At 44.5% G+C, this 18,842-nt stretch carries 16 protein-coding genes and 1 pseudogene; 3 read left to right on the top strand and 14 right to left on the bottom strand.

All coding sequences use genetic code 11. The annotated features are described in order from the left end of the window. Window positions 1-43: 43 nt before the first annotated feature. The 11 genes from PX482_RS10060 to cas3 form a co-directional block, all read right to left on the bottom strand. Window positions 44-610: a Uma2 family endonuclease gene (locus PX482_RS10060; RefSeq protein WP_002762265.1), complete on the bottom strand. Its 567-nt coding sequence runs from the start codon at window positions 608-610 to the stop codon at window positions 44-46. 9 nt (window positions 611-619) lie between these two features. Then, window positions 620-1,294: a type I-D CRISPR-associated protein Cas5/Csc1 gene (gene cas5d, locus PX482_RS10055; RefSeq protein ID WP_002762264.1), complete on the bottom strand. Its 675-nt coding sequence runs from the start codon at window positions 1,292-1,294 to the stop codon at window positions 620-622. A 55-nt stretch (window positions 1,295-1,349) separates the two neighbouring features. Next, window positions 1,350-2,357 (bottom strand): type I-D CRISPR-associated protein Cas7/Csc2, encoded by a 1,008-nt coding sequence (gene cas7d / locus PX482_RS10050; protein WP_288024844.1) that lies wholly within the window; start codon window positions 2,355-2,357, stop codon window positions 1,350-1,352. 17 nt (window positions 2,358-2,374) lie between these two features. Next, window positions 2,375-5,821 carry a type I-D CRISPR-associated protein Cas10d/Csc3 gene (gene cas10d, locus PX482_RS10045; RefSeq protein WP_288096292.1) on the bottom strand — a complete coding sequence of 1,149 codons (3,447 nt, stop codon included), beginning with the start codon at window positions 5,819-5,821 and terminating at the stop codon, window positions 2,375-2,377. After that, entirely contained in the window at window positions 5,814-6,248 is a 435-nt protein-coding gene (gene hepT / locus PX482_RS10040; protein ID WP_002762259.1) for a type VII toxin-antitoxin system HepT family RNase toxin, read from the bottom strand. The genes cas10d and hepT overlap by 8 nt, the downstream gene beginning before the upstream one ends. A 3-nt stretch (window positions 6,249-6,251) precedes the next feature. Continuing rightward, window positions 6,252-6,710, bottom strand: coding sequence for a type VII toxin-antitoxin system MntA family adenylyltransferase antitoxin (gene mntA / locus PX482_RS10035; RefSeq protein WP_002762258.1), 459 nt, complete (start codon window positions 6,708-6,710; stop codon window positions 6,252-6,254). Next, the gene (locus PX482_RS10030; RefSeq protein ID WP_255520580.1) at window positions 6,703-6,825 is read right to left on the bottom strand and encodes a hypothetical protein; all 123 of its coding nucleotides are present in this window, start codon (window positions 6,823-6,825) and stop codon (window positions 6,703-6,705) included. The genes mntA (PX482_RS10035) and PX482_RS10030 overlap by 8 nt, the downstream gene beginning before the upstream one ends. 90 nt (window positions 6,826-6,915) lie before the next feature. After that, window positions 6,916-7,335 (bottom strand): type VII toxin-antitoxin system MntA family adenylyltransferase antitoxin, encoded by a 420-nt coding sequence (gene mntA / locus PX482_RS10025; protein WP_287693762.1) that lies wholly within the window; start codon window positions 7,333-7,335, stop codon window positions 6,916-6,918. A 1,040-nt stretch (window positions 7,336-8,375) separates the two neighbouring features. Further along, on the bottom strand, window positions 8,376-8,771 hold the full coding sequence (locus PX482_RS10020) for a hypothetical protein (RefSeq protein ID WP_272081674.1): 396 nt from the start codon (window positions 8,769-8,771) through the stop codon (window positions 8,376-8,378). Beyond that, window positions 8,768-9,052 carry a BrnT family toxin gene (locus PX482_RS10015; protein WP_272081673.1) on the bottom strand — a complete coding sequence of 95 codons (285 nt, stop codon included), beginning with the start codon at window positions 9,050-9,052 and terminating at the stop codon, window positions 8,768-8,770. Before PX482_RS10015 ends, PX482_RS10020 begins: the two co-directional genes overlap by 4 nt. A gap of 32 nt (window positions 9,053-9,084) precedes the next feature. Next, window positions 9,085-11,250 (bottom strand): type I-D CRISPR-associated helicase Cas3', encoded by a 2,166-nt coding sequence (cas3, locus tag PX482_RS10010; RefSeq protein WP_288122385.1) that lies wholly within the window; start codon window positions 11,248-11,250, stop codon window positions 9,085-9,087. A gap of 99 nt (window positions 11,251-11,349) precedes the next feature. Between cas3 and PX482_RS10005 the strand changes: the two genes are divergently transcribed. Continuing rightward, window positions 11,350-12,213: a helix-turn-helix transcriptional regulator gene (locus tag PX482_RS10005; RefSeq protein ID WP_002762247.1), complete on the top strand. Its 864-nt coding sequence runs from the start codon at window positions 11,350-11,352 to the stop codon at window positions 12,211-12,213. Between the two features lie 68 nt (window positions 12,214-12,281). Here the strand turns inward: PX482_RS10005 and PX482_RS10000 are convergent, their stop codons facing one another. Both PX482_RS10000 and PX482_RS09995 read right to left on the bottom strand, forming a co-directional pair. After that, window positions 12,282-13,451 (bottom strand): HhoA/HhoB/HtrA family serine endopeptidase, encoded by a 1,170-nt coding sequence (locus tag PX482_RS10000; protein ID WP_002762245.1) that lies wholly within the window; start codon window positions 13,449-13,451, stop codon window positions 12,282-12,284. 534 nt (window positions 13,452-13,985) lie between these two features. Beyond that, on the bottom strand, window positions 13,986-14,654 hold the full coding sequence (locus tag PX482_RS09995; RefSeq protein WP_002762243.1) for a hypothetical protein: 669 nt from the start codon (window positions 14,652-14,654) through the stop codon (window positions 13,986-13,988). 209 nt (window positions 14,655-14,863) lie between these two features. Between PX482_RS09995 and PX482_RS09990 the strand changes: the two genes are divergently transcribed. Further along, the gene (locus PX482_RS09990) at window positions 14,864-16,987 is read left to right on the top strand and encodes a serine/threonine-protein kinase (protein ID WP_288122383.1); all 2,124 of its coding nucleotides are present in this window, start codon (window positions 14,864-14,866) and stop codon (window positions 16,985-16,987) included. A 22-nt stretch (window positions 16,988-17,009) separates the two neighbouring features. Here PX482_RS09990 and PX482_RS09985 read toward each other — a convergent pair whose 3' ends face one another. Then, window positions 17,010-18,392, bottom strand: a complete 1,383-nt coding sequence (locus PX482_RS09985; RefSeq protein WP_002762239.1) for an aromatic ring-hydroxylating dioxygenase subunit alpha — start codon at window positions 18,390-18,392, stop codon at window positions 17,010-17,012. Between the two features lie 193 nt (window positions 18,393-18,585). Here PX482_RS09985 and PX482_RS09980 point away from each other — a divergent pair. After that, window positions 18,586-18,842: pseudogene (locus tag PX482_RS09980) on the top strand (hypothetical protein); the annotation flags it as partial.

Genomic DNA, 18,842 nt, shown 5'->3' with positions numbered 1-18,842 from the left:
ATCGGCGATCGGGGTGTGAGATTGAGAACGAGACTGTAGGGCATTAACTTAATCGGGCCTTGGCAAAAATTTGTCTGGGAGTTAGGGTTAAATCGGGGAGGAGAATATCGCTAATCTCGTCATCGCCTTTTTTAATCGCCGGGGGTGCATCGGGATAGAAAATCGTGATCTGCTTGGCCCGGGGATCGACGATCCAGACGCGACTGACTCCCGCTTTTAGGTAGTCCACGGCTTTTTCGCTCAGGCTGCTGAAAGATTGTTCCGGAGAGATAATTTCGATGACTAATTCCGGGGGAACGGGACAAGCTTCATCGGTGAGGGTAATATCTCCTAACCTTTCCAGGGAAATGTAGAGAAGATCGGGAACGGGACACCAATCTCGATCGTTTTTGCTGAGAATGATCGCCCATTCGATTCCCACTTCTCCCCGTCCTTGATTCCAGCGATCGAGTATAGAAGATAAAGCCAGAGTTAAACGAGAATGAAAGAATTTCGGTGACATTTTTGGGATCGCTTCTCCATCGACTAATTCATAGGTAATATCGCCCTCGGGAGCGGTTAGTGAGAAAAATTCCGGTAAAGTGAGGGATTTAGAAGAGATAAGAGTCATGGTCAATTTTCAACCGAAGTGATAGGACAATCGAACGGGAATTTTGAGATCGGGACGATCGCTTATTTGGTAATATTCCCCGCGCATTCTCACATTACGGATTAAACTAACGGGAGGCATATTAATCACATCGTAGCCAATCACCTGATGGGTAAACATAACATCGAGAGGATTTAAAGGATAGGGATAAATAAATAAATCCTCTTTTTGTTTTGATAGGGAAAGTTCTGTCAGTTTTACTTCCGCTTTACTCATCCATTTTCCCAAACGAATCCATTTAGGAAGTTGTAGGGGGTGATGGGAAATGATAAAACATTCAAAAACACTTTCGGGAGCGATTTCTTTTGCTCTGCCAAAACTGGGAATATTTTTCTGGGTTTTTTCCATCTCCACATGATAGTTATTATTGGCATATTTCCAAGTATTGAGAACCGCCGTATGAACGATCGCCCGTGCGGGAGTGACATAAATTTTCTCTTCGTTAAGAGGATTTAAATGTTCTTGGTACTGGGGAATCTGTTCGGAACAGAAGTAACGATAACTATCGCTATTTACCAATCCCAAAGCATAACAGAGCGCGTAATTATGAATTACGGGTTCGCTTTCGTAGAGTCTGCCGATTTCACGGGTTGCGTAATAAAGACTATCGTGCAGTTCTAATTGACAGGAATAAATATGTACCATAACTCTTTAAAAATTGCGAGGATATAGGGTGAGAAATTACTCACCCTACTGAAATTTACGGTTTTTGAGCGGCTGGTTTTTTCTCGGCGATATGTTTCTTAGCGTAGTCTTTCGCTTCTTTATCCGCTTGATTTAGAATCGATAAAATTCCTGCTTCCGTAGCCGTGAGAGTTTTCACCTCGGTTAATAAAGGTTGAAAATTTTCCCCGATAAAATCGGTATGAACGATAAATTCTTCCGCCATTAATGCTTGTATTGCTTCGGTGGCTTTTTCCATAACTAAATCCTCATCTAAGGGATCGATCGAGTGTAATACTTCATCGGGAAGGCGATCATATATTGCCTGTGTCCAGCGCAAATTACTAACAATTTCCCCATCGGCAAAAATAACACCGATAAGCTCATTTCTTACCCGTCCCGTCCGGGTAGTTTGCGCGCCGTAGTGACGGGTACGCAGGATGTTATTAAAAACGTAGAGAAAACTTGCTTCTGTCGGATCTTTGAGCGTGACAATACTAGGGAAAAACACCTGCGGACGAATGTGATCCTGCTGGTTAATTCGGCTAGTCACTTCCCCTACTTTTGTGTTATTTTCTCCCTTCGATGCCATAGTACCATTCTCGTAGGGAGCGTTTAAAGTAAAACTTTCATGGGATTCATCAAAGGGTGTGATCGAAAAAGCCGTATCTACTACTACTTTCGATTTTTCTGAACCCGAATCACCGATAGCAAAACCATAAATAATACAGTCGGGGTTATTCATGGCAAATTTTACATTGTACTCACATTCTTCGGCGGTAATTAATTTGTAGTTTCTGAGTAATTCTCGACCGACTAGGCGTTCTGGAGTTGATTGCTTACGTTTAAACATCGATAAACGACTAATCGTTTTTTTGCTATCAATTCCCGCACGAACACGAGCTTTATTTAGGTCTCCATCTGTTTGAAATAAAGGATAAGATTCTGTGACTCGAATAGTCAAAAAGTGAACGTATTTTCCCATCGGTTTGTAGGGAATCTCGCCATGAAAGAATTTAGGATCGAGGGTTTTCAGTAAAGACATGGTAGGTACTCCTTGAATTAATTATTGTTTTCAGAATCTTCATCCACAGTTTGACCCTGGGCTTTTAACTCTTGATTTTCTCTGTCCTGTTCGAGACGGTAAAGAAATTCGCAGGTATCGCGAAGGAGGTTTAATTGTCTGCCAGCTAGACGCGCTCGATCGCCCTTAAAAGAACCCTCGAACACATCGATCACAAAATAACGAGCAAAAGACAATATTTTCTGTCTTTCCTGTTCTCGATCGGATAAAATCCAGCGACCTTCTGCTGTAGAAGCATGAACCCGATTCATTAAGCTGGCCACTTCCGCCGCTACTACAGAAACTAGGGCTTCTCCCTGATACATTCCTGCTTTGAGAATCGTATCGGCGGCCACATCTATCGGTTTTAAAACCGCGTTTGCTTTCGGGTTATATCGTTTATTAGCTCGATAGAATTGACGATACAATTCGGTTAATTTTTTCGGGTGATTTAACGGGGATTGCTCTTCCATATTAATTGTGAAATTAGAACGGTGAACTTCTGTAACGTAAGGATCGAAACAAGGATAAAAATCGTAGAGATACAGAGCGATTCGATTAGCGCTCGGTATATCGGCATCTTTGCCCCGTTTCCACTGTTTAAGGTAATGAAAAACATAGAGAGGACTGGTTTCTAAATTGATAGCGAGTTCCGTTAATTTGCCCCAATTGGGGTCATAACCCGTCTTACCCTGCTTCGAGTTCACGTCTAAATGAATAGAATAGGCTGCGGTTAGGGTATTTAAGGGGGCGGAATATTTTTTTCCGTCATTATCTTGCCATGGGTTCAAGACTCGATCGAGACGGAATCGATCGCGTCGAGTTAAGGACCGGATCGCTTGGGGCGCACTGTCGAGAAATACCGTCTCTTCAAATTCCGCACCGTCGCGATAGGGAGGAATAGGAGACTCAGAAACCACCGTTTTGACATCTAAAATCATCGGGAAAGCTAATCCTAACCATGCCGGCATAACCCAGGATTCCGTATCGGTGGGATTGCGGCCCGGAGGTAGGGCTATAAAATAAAAGGTTAGGGGTTTATCTTCGGGATAGGATAGTTTAAAAGTGCGGTCTTTTTTGCCATCTTCCTCCTCGTTAATTGTTTCCTTTTTCTGCCTTAATTTTTCATCGATCAGGAAACTATCAACACTCTGATAACGGGTTCGATCGAAGTTAGCGACCAGATCCTTATCGACAAAGTGCAACTTTATCGAGCTATCAAAACGAGTTTGAGCGATGTTAGCGTAGGCTTTTTGTAAAAAACTATTGGTTTCGGGAGTAAAATAATAGGTCGGGTAAAAGTACAGATAGCGATATTTGCCGTCCTCGAAACGTTTTCCTACCGCTTGGGTTTGATTCATAAGAATCTGACGCAACATCATTTCCGTTCCCGCGATACTGGAAATGTTTCGTTTGGCGTTCGAGCCTGCCAGCATTTGTTTATTAGTATAGACTTGGGGAGTGAAAAGAACCGCCGATTCCATCTGTTCGCTGACACTATAGGGAGAATGGGAGATCGAACAGAGAAGTTGACGGCCGCGACCTTGTTTTTTAGCGGCGTTGTAGTGGTTTAATTCTTTCTGGAAGATTTCGATCGAGTGGGCCAATTCCCGACCGGGTAACTGCACCACTTGATTAACCCACTCTCGCAAATCCTCCCAACCATCGGGTAAGTTATATCCCGCAACTATGGCGGCGATTTTTGCGGCGAGAAAAGCGATTAAATCTTCTGCAACGGGTCTAATATCCTCGATTCCGGGATGCTGTTTCAGGTATTGCGCCGCTAGATAATACCATTCGTAGGGAACCCCTCCCGTATTGCCTTTCAGTTTGAGTTCTTTTAACGATTCATTAATACGCTTGATCGCTCGGATTTGTGGCAGATAATTTTCTAGATTCCAATAATGTGCGATCTCGCTAATTAAATCTAAATCCGGCGGTGCGGGTAAGTTTTTCTGCAATTTTCGCGCCTGTTCGATTTTTTCCAAGCGATCGCCCCAGATTTTCCGCGTCACCACGTCCCCGAATTCCGCTAGGCGATCGATGCGGATATCATTTTCACAATGAAAATCGTAATCCGTCGGTAAAACGCCCTGTTGTTGAAATTTAATCAGGTTTTCGCCGCGACTTCGGGCCACGGACGCTTTATTATCACCGAGGATGCGAAGGGTGGCGTTGAGGGCAGCGCGCATTAACCCAGCATCGTCGAAAAATTGGCTGTAGTAATCTGCGTATTTCATCCCCTTGCCATCTCTACCGAATCCCGTTTGTTTACGCTGTAATTCGCCGCTACAGAGGGATTTAATCGTGTCCACCACTCGATTCGGTAAGGTTTCTAGGGACACTTCTGGCGCGTTTTTGGGGGCGATATAGACAACTCCCGTAGGCAAGTAAAGTAAAGGCTGATAGTCTAGTTCTTGATGTGCTTCCATCACCGCGTTATTAAGTACGTTCGTTAGTACCCCGCGGTTTTCGGCGATGCTGTGGTAAGTGAATTTTAGTTCCCCATCGCTGAGGCTGTATAAAAGGTCTTGTAACGGAGCTTTTTCCGCATCGTGGGGGTGTTTAATAATGGAAGCCAAGCGATCGGCTAGACAGGCAAGATCGGTTAAACTTTCGAGAGCGCTATTGTTTAAGCGAGTATTTAACCCATCTTCCGAGGTATTTCGATCAGTATCATTCCGACGCTGGGCATTTTTAGCGATGTATATCAAATCATCAAGATATTCAGTCCATTTTTCTGGTTGATCGGAAAATAAAAAGCGATCTAATCCTAATTCGGGAACCAATACTTGAAAAATCTCTCGATGTTCCTCTCGTGATAGTTTGCGGATATCTCGATCGAAGTCCTCGTTAATCTCGATATATTTCGCCGGCATCCCGGGAAAAAGCGAGTAGCGGAATTTCTCGAAATCGTGGAGAATAAACCCAGCGATCGCCAACCTGCGCTCGCATTCCTTTACTACCCGTCGAACGGTAGTATTGAGTTTTTCTAGTCGTTTTTCGATGAGATTAGCGGGAAATAATCCATTAAGTAAATGAGTATTGAGAGATTGATCTCCTGCATTATCCCGTCGAACTTTGCCTTTTCCCTCTAATTCCCGACGGCGATCGATTTCCTCGAAGAAATTTCCTCCTTTTGCCGTTACCCCGATCGCTAATCGGAGTAAATTGGGTAATACCATTTCGGCAAAATCTGCCATAACTCGATCGTCGGGGTTTTCGGCTCGAATCGCCTCCCGTAGGAGTTTTAGGGTTAGCAGTTGGCGAACGGTTTCGACTCGGCGATCGCTTACCGATTCGCTAATTCCTAAATCTTCGCCAGAAAGAGATTCTAAATCAATATCCTCGAACTCAAAATCCAGATCTTCACCGTCAATTTCTGTAGTGTTATCGAATAGATTTAACTGTCCCGTTTCCTCTAATTTTTTTTGTTTTTTAGGCATCTTTCACCTCTAGAGAGTCTAAATAGTCGGTAATTTGTTTGAGATAAAGCGGAAATTGAGATAAAGCGATCGGAATCGCCTTAAAAACAAGTTCATTATCGATCGCCTCGTATTGATGCACTAAACGATTTCCCATTCCTGATGATTTCGCCAACTCCCCGGCTAGTTCTCTGGTAGTTAAACCATTTTTACCAGCTTCTATAAAAGAATCGTAATAGGTAGCGGGAGTTACGTTATGTAATTGTAAAAGAAGATAGCTATTAATATCGGAAGATGACTCTACCAATAATTCTATCAATCTCTCAACCATAAGTTGATAGTCAAAATTGTCCAAATACTCTGATAGAGTAACGCTCTCGAACCCCCGTAATCGATTAAGATATTTGATCATCAAACGAATTCTAACGGTGACTATCTCCCTTTCCATCGTTTAAACTCCCCATTGTTTGAGCCAAAGATCGATACTGTCTTTTTGAATCTTTCGGAATTTAGCGGTATCGGCGTACTCTTTCCAAGCGCGTACACGAAATTTTAAAAAGTCTCCCGTATTTTTTTCATAGATAAGTTTTCCATCTCGTGCGACTTGATACTTCGTTAATGGAGAACAGCGATCGAGTTCAATTAGATCGATCAAATCACGGTTTATCTCAAACAATTCACTCAAGATAGAGAGAGAAGTTAAGTAATCATTACTGATTTCCTTAATATGTGTTTGTCTGTTTGCTTCATCGTATGAAATTCCCAAATCCCAATCGCTATCAGGTCTATGCTCTCCGCGCGCTCTAGAACCGAAGAGAATTAATAGTTTTAAATTCGGTAGTTTTTCCACAGTCGTGGTTATTCTATTGACTGTATCGATAATTTTTAATTCTTTCGTATTTTTAACCATTTTCTGCCTCCAAGGAATCTAGATATTGAACGATCGAGCGTTGGTAGCGGGGATAATCTCGTAAAATATTAGCGATCGAGGAATGAACGATATCGGGATCAATTTTTTCTCTCAATTAAAGTGATCGAACCGTACTCGCTAAGTTCGGCGAGGTATTGATTCATGAGGTTTAATTCGTCTATCGCAATCAGAGGTTGAATAGCATTTACACTCCTTTTTCTCGTAGAGAAATCTCCAGATTATTCCGTAATTGACGGTATAACGCTTTCGATTCTTCAGGATTCATGAGAAATTTTTCTTTAAATCCCTCGAATAGTCCCGTTTCCCGTTCGTATAGAAGTTGACCATCCCGCGCGACATAATGAGCGAGGATCGGCGAACATTCTTTTAAATCAATCACATCAATTTTGTCTTCGGGAATCTCTAAAGCTTGTTCGAGTAGTGTATAAATTTTCAATAGACTCGAAATATCCTTTTGAGCGCTTCTTTCCTCGTATAAAACAGCGAAATCCCAATCGCTATCAGGTCTATGCTCTCCACGCGCTCTAGAACCGAAGAGAATTAACATTTGTAAATTCGGTAGCTGTTCGGCGAGCGGTGTGATTTTATCCGCTAGGTCAGTCATATCTTTTCTTACCTATGTTTATTGAGAAAAGAGAGGGAAGCGAGGTTTTCCGTAACTGCAATCACAGGAGTTCGGGGCAGGGGAACCTTGAAAAATATAATTCTTAAAGAAGGCAAGTTCGTTTGAACGAAGCTTGAAGCCGTGCTTGCCTTACGATAAGACGATTATTCAAGGTTCCCGTCAGTCGCTAAACCAGCCATAGATTTATCTTTGGGGGTTTGAGAGTACATACGCCTAAACTTAATGTCGCAAGCTACTTAGTGAGGATGCTTCCCTACTCTTGCAAGGAGCGGGTCGAGAGATTAAGCTAAACGGCGCTTAACCTGCATGATCCAACAGCTATAACCCTTTTGGAGTCTATATCGGTGATCCGAAGTAAAAGCCGTTTAGCTTATCACGACTAGAGGGATAATCGCCTCGGTTATCGCGTCTGCTAGGCTGAGGTCAGCCTGTACTCGAATGTGTTGTGAGCTATCTTTCGGATCTCGATAGAATAACCTTTCCGGCGAGCCACGAAAACGGTATGCCCGAAACGAAAACTCACTTTAAACGCAAGTTCGTCCGCGGGGTGCCATCGACCGTCCGCGAGGACTGCCAGCAGTTTTTGAAGGTTAGTCGCGCGCTTCAACATGATCACCTCCTTTGTAAGCTAAACGGCGCTTAACCTGCATGATCCAATAGCTATAACCCTTTTGGAGTCTATATCGGTGATCCGAAGTAAAAGCCGTTTAGCTTATCAGCGAATTCAACATCTTAAGTTTAGCGAGCGCGATAGCACAGCGATCAATTTTCTAGGAAATAAGTTGTAGACCTATTCAACGATCACTAAGCGTAGACTTATTCAACGGGAGACCGGTATCATAAGGATCGGGAATCACTGAAAAGCCGCTCTAGTTCTCCATCCCGAATCCCTATCAGGGATTGAAATGAATAAGTCTAAACTTACTGCCGTAAGCTTTTTCATTCAGAGCAAGCTTTAATCCCTATTAGGGATCGCCTAAAAACGTTGCCTTAAGCGATTTGTACTTGAAATATCGCTTTTAGGTCGAAGCTATTCTATATTCAAATCGCTCGCGAGCGATCTCTTGTTTTTCTATTGAATATCCCTTTCGGCGCATCTCGAAAATTGTCTGACCAAAGCGGGAGCCTACTTTAGAAGCTAGTTCATCCGCAGAGTGCCACTGACCGTCACTAAGAATAGCGAGCAGTTTTTGAAGTGTGCCTTCTTCTTGGTCGCGTAACTTCCACGTTTCTCGAACATATGATTGTAACTCTTGCAATCGTTCCGGGCTAAAATCCGAAACCCACTCCCCTCGCTCGTAAGATTCTAGTAGCTCTCGTTCCTCCGGATCGAGGTTACTGATATCGGTTCTCCGAGCGTGTAAGGTAGCTGGATCGAGTGAAGCATCAAAAGAGCTTGTATCGTTGGTTTTCATGTTGAATCACCTTTTTTAAGGTACTTTTTCGTAGCTTTTCGAGATGGAATGATCGTTTTTAGAAAAATTTCCGATTCGTTGACGACGTAAGGAACTTCGTAGGCATAATCATTCAGCTTGACAATGAGAATTCTTTGATTCGGGTAACGCGCTCGATTGGGATGAACTTTATCGTCCAATACCTCTCCTCGATAGATAGCTTCCTCTACCATCTCGAAAGATAGATACCGCTCTCGTTGTAACTGCTCGTTTTTTTCTTGATTCCATCTTACTCTTTTCATCCTTTGAAGCTAAAACACTCAATTGTTCCGTGTCAACAGATCCACACCTCACCCCCTTGACCTTTGAACCGATGAGCGAGAGTATCCAACAACAAAGCCGATTGACCGATCGCTATAGAATAGGGTGACAGGGGAAAATGAATACTACTCTCGTCACTAATCGGATAAATACCGAAGTGCATCGGTAATTGTAAGCGTTGGCGAACTGCGGCAACGGGATAGGCAAGAACGAAGCTAACCAGAGCCTGATCCCGTAACTCCCGACTAATTCGATCGAGCCAAGGATTATCCGGTTGCCAAACACCGATTCCCGTCAAAACCTGTACTTTCCACGCGGAGGCAATCTCGCCTAAATCGCCGTCGTAGGTAAAGCGCCAGTTTAACCGTTCCTCTCGATATCCCTTTAAATTCAGAAACGCGAGACAATAATCGAAACGTCTGCGCGCGATCGGTGTTTTCGTGGCCTCGATCTGGCGCTTAAACTCGCCTTTTCTCCACACCTCCACCTCTAGATTACCGAGAATACTGGGTAAATCGTAGGTTTTAAAGCGATCGCATTCCTCCAGTTCCGTCGAATCGTATAACCCGCATAATAACGGACTCGACCCGCGAAAACTAGACGCATCCTCGAAAATCGGATTACCGCTTTTCCCCGATAACTCCTTCCATTCGTCGGCCCATCCTTTCACCCGACCGGCGACCCGTTTTAAACTGGTATCGAAAACCTCCTCGCATTCCTGTTGAAACTTCTGGCGACTTTCCCCGTATTGGGATTTGATCTTCGGACTCCCTAAATTCCACCAGAGTTGAAATGATTGTACCGCTCCCCAACGTTGGTAATAACCCTCGAAATTATTGATATGACGGTAGTTACTCTTGATGGCCTCCTGTAGCTGAATTCGGTCATACCGTTCCCCGACTTGTAACGGTGCATCTTTCTTCTCGAATAACCGTTCTAGGAAAAATTTCGGAACCAGAGCGATCGCTGTGAAGTTAGTAAATTTTACCGCCGTTCCCTTTCGATCGTAGCCGCTGTGACGGCCTAAACGGCCGAAACGTTGAATAAAATTTCCCGCATCGGACGACTCAAAAATGAGAAAATTAATCTTGAAGTCCACCCCCACATCGATGGTACTCGTTCCGATCACCAGATCACGATTTAACGATGCCAACTTCTCCCGCGTTCCCGAAAGACCCGTATTTTCCCCCACTGTTAAACCGATAGTCGCCAATAATTCTCGGAAAATCGGCAGCAGACGTTTAACCGAAGCGATCGAATTGAGAATAATCGCGCCCTTGCTGCCGGGGTATCGCTTAAAATAGTCTAAAATTCGCTCTTTATTTTCCTTCAACCAATTTTCCGAAGTTTGAAAACTCGACGGTAAGGGAATAAAAGATAGCTCGATTTCCGAGGTTACTTGTCGCCATCCCTGTTGAGCGAGGGAATTGGCCTCTTCTGGGGTATCGGGAAACCGGTATTTTCCTTCTCTTACTGGGTCGATCGATCGATAGCGAAACCCCGCTTTATCCAATCGTTTTAGTAAACCCTCGTCGGGAGTCGCGGACAAAAACAGGTATCGTTTCCCACGATTGGCCCGTCGGATTAGAAGCATGGTATTGATAATACTGGCGACCTGTGGCGTGCCGAAAACGTGAAATTCATCGAATAGGAAGAGATCGAAATGTTTATCGATCCGGTTCCATAGCTGATCGGGGTTATCGTAGGGGGTTAAATAGGCCCCCCGATGCAGATAATGGAAAATATCGGGGTTAGTTAAGAGAATTTCCGACTGTTTCGATCGAGTCTCTAGAGCGATCGCTTTCGTTTTCCCATCCCGTTCGGCGTACAATTCCAACTCGGGCCCGGTTAAAAGATTGACCCGGGGTTGATCCGTTGGTTGAAATCGTTGAATATATGCCTCGATCTGACCCCGCTGATCCCGCGCTAGTTCGTTGGTTGGGTAGAGTCCCATAATCGGGAAATATCCTTGCAAAGTTCGCAGGTAGGCCGCTAGACTTTTCCCGTCCCCCGTCATGGCCGAATTGATGATTACCGCGACATCGGGATCGTTGAGTGCTTTCCACGTCTCCACCTGATGCCACGATAACCGCCATCCTTGCGGAACCTTGATCCCGTCTGGTATCTCGTCTGCGGGACAGGAATAGACTGGCCTGAGCGTTACTTGATAATTTACCATGAATTTCTGTCCGTAACTCCTTGCTATCTTCCATAATAACCACGATAATAGGGATGGACAAGTACCTTAACAGAAAAAGTGTCCGTATATTTATAAACTATGAGCCGGATAGGACAATCAATCACTTTATCGGTCAGTGAAAAAGAAAAACAGTCCCTAGAAATCCTTGCCAGTGAATTCGGGCTATTTTGGGGAGATAAACCGAATATATCGAAGTTAATCAAAGAAATTGCGCGTAATAAGCTTAAAATCGCTCCTAATCACGACTGGAAGCCCGATCGCTTGCAGATGCTCCAACAGGCGATCAATTTTCTCATCGATGCTGGACAAATCCCCATCGCCCTAGAACTAACTAAACTACTATTAGAACGGAGCGAACTGCCGGGACCCTTACGCAAAGAGCTAGAAGACCGCCTCGATAATCCTCCCCCACCATGGCGGTGGGAACTCGATCGCTGCATTCTCCGACAACAACCGTTTCAGTTATCCTATCAGGATGCCGGCGATCGAATCTGGGAATTCCATCTTTACCATGCCGCTATCAATCGTCACGAGGATCGCTTATATCTCGATTGTTGGTGCGAGGAAACCGAGGGAAATCAAGATATTTCCGAACTACAGCATAATTGGAGTTTAAGGATCGATCGAATCCCCAGCGATTCCTTAATTACCCCGATCCCTAGGGGCAAATGGCGCAATCAGCTTGATAGTGTGTCGGCCGAGTTTCAGCTATTCGATGGATTAGCTCGATCGTACCGGACTAAAACCGCTATCGATATCGCCAACGAATTGATCTCGAACGATCCCCTCGTCCGGCAGATTACCCGACAGGTAACGAGTAGCTTCTGGTTTTTCCGCGAAATTCTCCCCTACGGAGAAGATTGCTTGCTGATCTCCCCGGAAAAAGTCCGCAAGCGTTTCTATGACAAGTTGCAGCGGCTTTATCGGCGCTACGAGTCCTGAAAAGATTTTCGTCGCTGCTCAATCAAGGCATGAAAACTCACATCTGATAACTGATCACTGACTGCCGATTACTGATTTGACATTTGGGCGGTGATTACGGTGAGATCGATCGCCCTTTCCCCCCTTCTGATTCTTAGGGGTAAAGATTGACCGATCCCGGTTTTTTCCACCATTTCCTGTAACTGACCGCCATCGCTAACCGGTTGATTATTAGCTTTAACAATCACATCCCCGCGACGGATCCCGGCTTTTTCGGCGGGGGTATTGGGTAGGACTTTCACCACCAAAATTCCCGACACTTCCGGGACGATCATGGCAGAATTGGGGTTTTGATTATTAGCCTGGGCTAAATCGGGAGTTAGATTAACCATCTGCACACCGATATAGGGATGGGCCACCTTTTGACCTGATTCTAGGGTCGCTTGTAACTGCTTGGCCCGGTCGATGGGAATGGCAAAACCGATGCCCATGGCATCGGCACGAATCGCCGTATTGATGCCGATGACTTCCCCTTGGGCGTTGAGTAAAGGACCGCCGGAATTACCCGGGTTAATAGCGGCATCGGTTTGGATAAAATCAATGCGTTTATCGGGAACACCCGCCTTAGCCGCCGAGCGCCCGATCGTGCTAATAATTCCTAAAGTTACCGTATTATCTAGACCGACGGGATTGCCTACTGCGATCGCCCAGTCCCCCACTTGTATGGATGCGGAATTGCCGAGGACGGCTACAGGTAAATTTTCCCCTTGGGGATTAATTTTCACCACGGCTAAATCAGTGATCTCATCAGTGCCGCGTACTTCTCCTTTGAAGCTACGACCATCTTTTAAAGTTACCGTTACCTTATCGGCATTATCGACCACATGGGCATTAGTTAAGATTAAACCACTGCCATCGATAATAAAACCCGATCCCTGGCCAGCAACTCGCTGCTGGGTGGGAAGACGAAACTGTTCCCCAAAAAACTCCTGAAAAAAAGGATCATCAAAAAAGGGGCTATTGGGACGAGTAATGATCGCTTCGGTGTCAATTCGCACTACTGCCGCACCCGTGCGCGCCACTGCCTTAGCGACAAAACTTTCCGCCGTCATCTCCGGGGGAATTCTGGCCAGATCGGCGGCAGTGCTGGGCAGATTTTGAGCATTTACCGCCGCTAAACTGCTAAAACCGAGCATAATTCCCAGAAAAGTTGCTAAAGCGTGGGTAATAGTTCGCCGTAACCCTGTAGGAAGTTTCATACTTTGATCTCTGAATTCTGATGTTTTGACTGTTTCTGTCTATCGGTTCACAGACCGACTATTAAAAATCTAACAAATCGATCGCTCCGATTAAACTAAGACGCATCTTAACCGCCTATCCTTAGATTAGCTGACCCCCCCTTGCCGCCCCTTGCCACCCCTTGCCCCCCCGATGTCGGGTAGGGTTGGGGGGTCTTGTCTCTTGTCTCTTGTCTCGTCTCGTCTCAACAAGCAATTTAAAGGCGCGGGCAGCTTAAACCAATGAGTTGACACCAAATCCGTCTGCTGGCGGATTTGGTTAAGGTTTGCCGTTAACTAGGGCTGGCTGAATAAATCTAAAAACCTTGTTGGATAAGGCTTTTAGACTTTTTTGACCTCAAAAAGTGCCTACCATTGGAGTGATCGGGGGTAAAATTCCTGGACTTTTTCCCTGAAAATTAGGTAACTGACTACCTCAAAATCGGTAAAACCCTACACCCCACACCCCACACCCCACACCCTGCCCCCACGAAAAACTTTTTCAGCAGACCCTAACTAATCTCTGATCACTAGGGGCGATTGCAGGGTAATATTTAAATCTCGATCGGGGTTAACAGAGTATAACTGCACGGAACTACCACCGACAATTCCCGCCGCCGGTAAGCCCCATCCTGCAAGGGTTCCCACGGCTGCCCCCGCTAAGACATCGAGAACTTCGATCTTGCGATCGCCCGTAAGAGCAGCGATCGCTGTGGCTGCCCCCGCACCGGCGAGGGTTCCCCCTAAGATATCTTGAGTTTTTGCCCCTTTACGCAGGGTTTCAGTGGTAGTAATTAATCGCGAAGTAGCATTGAGGGGAATGGTGCGATTGCCCCCATCAAGGCGAATTTCATCGGCAATAAACCGCACACCTCGGCCGGCTGCTTCTAAAGTACCCTTGACTTCACTTCCCGCTGCAATCACCACAATCCCATTGCGGTTACGAATATCTCTGGCTACGGTTAAAGTCAGAGGAATAACATCACTTTTAGAAACTAAAATTTTATCGGCTTTCTCGTAATTCAAAGGGATAACTGTTCCCACCGGAATCGAGATTTGTTGAGCGATGAGACGTTGCCGATTAATATTACTTTGAGCGAGGACGGGAAAAGTACCGGACATCGACCCCATGAGCAGGGTAATCAGTAAAGCTGTACTGGCTCTAGTAACAGGATTCATAGACATAGCGGTTATCCTCTCAAAAAACAACAGTGAACTTTCTCTGTTTCTAGATTATTTTTTTCTGTCTGTCATGTCAGTCCCCTCAACAGGGAATTTTTTCTCTCTCTATAGGGAAAAAAGTGGAGTGGGGAAAGTTTCCGCATTTTGTCCATCGACCGCAAAAGAGAGCCGAAAAGCCTAGAATAGTAAAAAACCTCGGATTGCCATCGTCTATGGAACTCGCTGCCGGAAAAATCCTTAGTCATCGCTACCAAATTATCCGTCAATTGGGAAAAGGGGGATTCGGACAAACTTTCTTGGCCTGCGATCGCCAGTTACCCAATCAAAATCGCTGTGTGATCAAACAATTTAAACCCCAGTGCCAGGATGCCGAAACTGTAGCCATCGCTAGACGACTCTTTGAAACCGAGGCGAAAATCCTGCAAGAATTGGGCATTCATCGCCATATTCCCTGTTTATTTGCTTATTTTGAGGAAAATGGGCAATTTTTCCTCGTGCAAGAATACATTGAAGGGGAAGATTTAGCCACAGAAATTACTGCCGGTGTCTATAGGCAAGATGAAGGGAAAGTGGTGGCTTTATTAACAGAAATTCTCTCAATTCTCGAATTTGTCCATCAGAAACAGGTGATCCATCGCGATGTTAATCCCTTCAATCTTATTCGTCGCAGCCAAGATCATCAATTGGTTTTAATTGATTTTGGTGCTGTCAAACAAATTAGCACTCAAGTGGTTAAAGAAGGTAAAACCGTTTCTACCATCGCTATTGGTACCCCTGGTTATTTCCCCAGTGAACAGGCCCAAGGTTATCCGCGTTTTAGTAGCGATATCTATGCCACTGGTATTATTGGATTACAAGCTTTAACCGGTAAAGCTCCCGAAGATATTCCATTGGATTCTCGCACGGGAGAAATTCTCTGGCAACATTTGGCCATGACTAGCACCGAGTTTAGTGATGTTATCGAGCGCATGATCCGCTATGATTTTCGTCAGCGTTATACCAGCGCTGGTGAAACATTAATCGATCTGAGAAAATTAGGGAAAATTCATCATCTCGCCACGAAAACTACCCAGGGGGTGAAACCTCAAGGTCCGATTGCTCGTCCAGGGAAATCTTGGCTAACAAAAATCCTGGTTGTCTCTGGGACAATTGGCTTAATAGCGGGCGCTTATCTGGGTTTTGATTATTGGCAAAATTCTCGTAATTCTCTTGATTACTATCAACAAGGTCAGACTTTTTATCAACTCAAACGCTATACTGATGCCCTTAATTCCTATGGTCAAGCCTTAAAAATTAATCCCGATTATCTTGAGGCATTGCAAGGAAAAGCTGATGCTTTATTAGCTTTAAAAAGATACTCGGAAGCTTTAAATACCTACGAAAAAGCTATTCAAATTAACCCAGATTCCGCTTGGCAAGCTTGGCTCGGTCGCGGGCAAGCTTTAGATAAGTTAGGCAAAAATCAAGAGGCTTTGGAAAGTTTTGAGCGGGTCTTATCTCTTAATCCTGCCGCTAGTCAAGCTTGGCAAGGTAAGGCCGATATCTATCTAGAACTGCAACAATATTCCGCCGCCCAAAAAGCTCTTGACAAATTGTTAACTTTTCAGCAAAATGATGCCAAAACCTGGTATAAAAAAGGCTGGTCATTACAAAATATTGAGGATTATGAAGGGGCAGTTAAAGCCTACGATCAGGCTCTAGCGCTCGAATCGGATAATGCCTTAATTTGGTATCAAAAAGGTAATAGTTTGTATCAATTAAATAAAATTAATGATGCTTTAGAAAGTTATAGCAAAGCCGGACAATTTAATCCCCAATTTTCCCAAGCTCACTATAGTCAAGGGATTATTCTGCAAAAATTAGACCGCAAGTCAGAAGCTTTGGAGGCATTTACTCAAGCAACTAAAGCCAATTCTAATTATTATCAAGCTTGGTTAAATCAAGGGGCATTACTTCATCAAATGGAAAGATTTCAAGAAGCGATCGCATCCTACGAAAAAGCTCGCCGCATTTCTTCCCAAAAAGCCGAAGTTTTTATCGGTATCGGTAACGCTTGGTATCGTTTAGGCGACTATTCCCAAGCCATAATCGCCTATCAACAGGCGATTCAAAGACAAAAAGATAACCCCGAAACCTGGAAAAGTTTAGGCAATAGTTGCTTTAAACTCGGTCAATACGAGCGAGCGATTCAAGCTTATCAAGAATCACTTCGTTATCGTTCCAATGACCGAGAAGTGCAAACACAAAAACAACTGGCAGAAACTCGCTGGCAAGAACTTCAGCAATCTTCCCAAAACCAAACCCCCAAAGTCGATAATGAGGAACAGGTTCCCTAACTTCCGCTCTTTTTCGGCAGCTTTATCGCTTTTTGCCGGTATTTCTCGGCAATAGTTCCCGTCCTTGATAAAACTGTTTTATCAGTTCTCCCAAGCGCCAATAAACTGCCACCATAAGGACAGTTAATGCTGTCAGCACTGTCACGGGAAGGAGGGCCGATTGACCGAAAATTAGGGCTAAAAGTGGTAAAGATAGACCAAGAACAATAGCGATCGCTATTGTTAACCCCCGCAGACGATTAATATTTTTTAAAGCCCCTTGACAAACAGCACAATTTTTGGTATGGGAGTGATAGCGTTCCAGGAGAATCTCTTTTGATTGTCGGGGGGGAAAAGGTTGACCGGCGAAAGGATCAGCTTGGTATTGATTAACCCAATTGCGATACTCAAACACGAATAAATCCGCTTTGGTAGGGAGATAACAAGCTTGACTAAAATTCCGACTATCCCCCTGAGCTTGCAGATAACGCTCTTGATAGTAGAGAAAAATCTGATCATCTTCAAGAATAGCGTTTTGATTGATGTGGGAATACCAAGTGGGGGTAAGCTTAATGAAGAATTTCGGCAGTTTAGAGTTAAATTTAAAGGGAAAACGAGCAAAGAGACGACATTCTCCCTGACGGATTGGAGTTGCATAGACAGCTGTTAAAGTCCGTCCGAACTTTTCCGAGGTGAGATCGTGGTAAATGAATCCGGGGGCGATAAAATTGCTGTATTGTTGACCTAATTTACCTTTACGCGGTCCTTCGGGCCAAATTCCCTTAAATCCCTGACGATTGGACTCGATAATTTCTAACTCCATAGGAGCGGCATTGGCCCGATTACCGATGGTGAGATGATGGGTATAGGGAACATGACTAGAATCGATAATATTTTCGATTAAAGTGACGGCCGAGTAGGGTAGATCTCGAAAGGTATCCAAACAAATCCAAGCATCGGCATCCTCCTCCATGGGTTCAATAATTGGAATCGCAGTCAGGGGAGCATTTTCGGGATTACCCGCATAAACGAATAATAATCCCTGACGGATAGCCGTGGGAAAAGAGCGCACACAAGCGCGTCGAGAGGTGTTAGCTTGACTGTTTTCCGGTTGTTGGGGAATAAATTCACAGTTTCCTCCCCCGGAAAAAGACCAACCGTGATAGGGACATTCTAGATGTCCGCTTTCGTTAAGACGACCTTCTGAGAGAGGAGCGAGACGATGGGGACATTTATCCTCGAAAACTCGCCATTCTTGCTGATTTTTGTCCCACCAAATCACTAAATCCTCTTCTAGTAGGGTAAAGCGTTGGGGCTGCTTTTTGTCTAAATCTTTGACGTAGTAGATAGGATACCAAACTTGACGACAATCAAAGCGATCGATATCTGTTCCCCCGATGGGATAGGTAGCAGTGCTGCTCAACATAAATTTTAAAATAAGTTAACATTTCTCCTCCAAAATCTAACAAATTTAATCGACAAAAGGGGACAGATGCCGGTATCTGCTGGGGAAACAAACACTGGCACTATATTTTGGGGTGATAATTAAAGGGTAGTCTCCCATGGATAAAGCAAGAATGGGAGAAGGATCAAGATGAAACTAAGGGGAGTTTACCAGAATGTCCGGAGAAACCGTCACTTATTCCCTAGAAACTGTCTTAAAGGATATCAAAGACAGCGTTAAGGATGTTAGTCAAAAAATAGATAATCTACAAAGGGACGTTAATCAAAAATTTGACAAGATTGTTGACATCCTCGCCGCCGTAAAACGGACGGCGATTCCCAAACCTCACGATTTAGGTTTCTGCTTCTTTCCCGAAGGATTTTTCGCACCTGCCTTAACAGATTTACTCTGTTCTGGTCTTATGGTCGCTCT

The sequence above is a fragment of the Microcystis sp. M53602_WE12 genome (genome assembly GCF_030065455.1).
Lineage (GTDB): Bacteria > Cyanobacteriota > Cyanobacteriia > Cyanobacteriales > Microcystaceae > Microcystis > Microcystis aeruginosa.
Note: the sequence above shows the minus strand (reverse complement) of the source record. Positions and strands in the feature narration are given on the sequence as shown.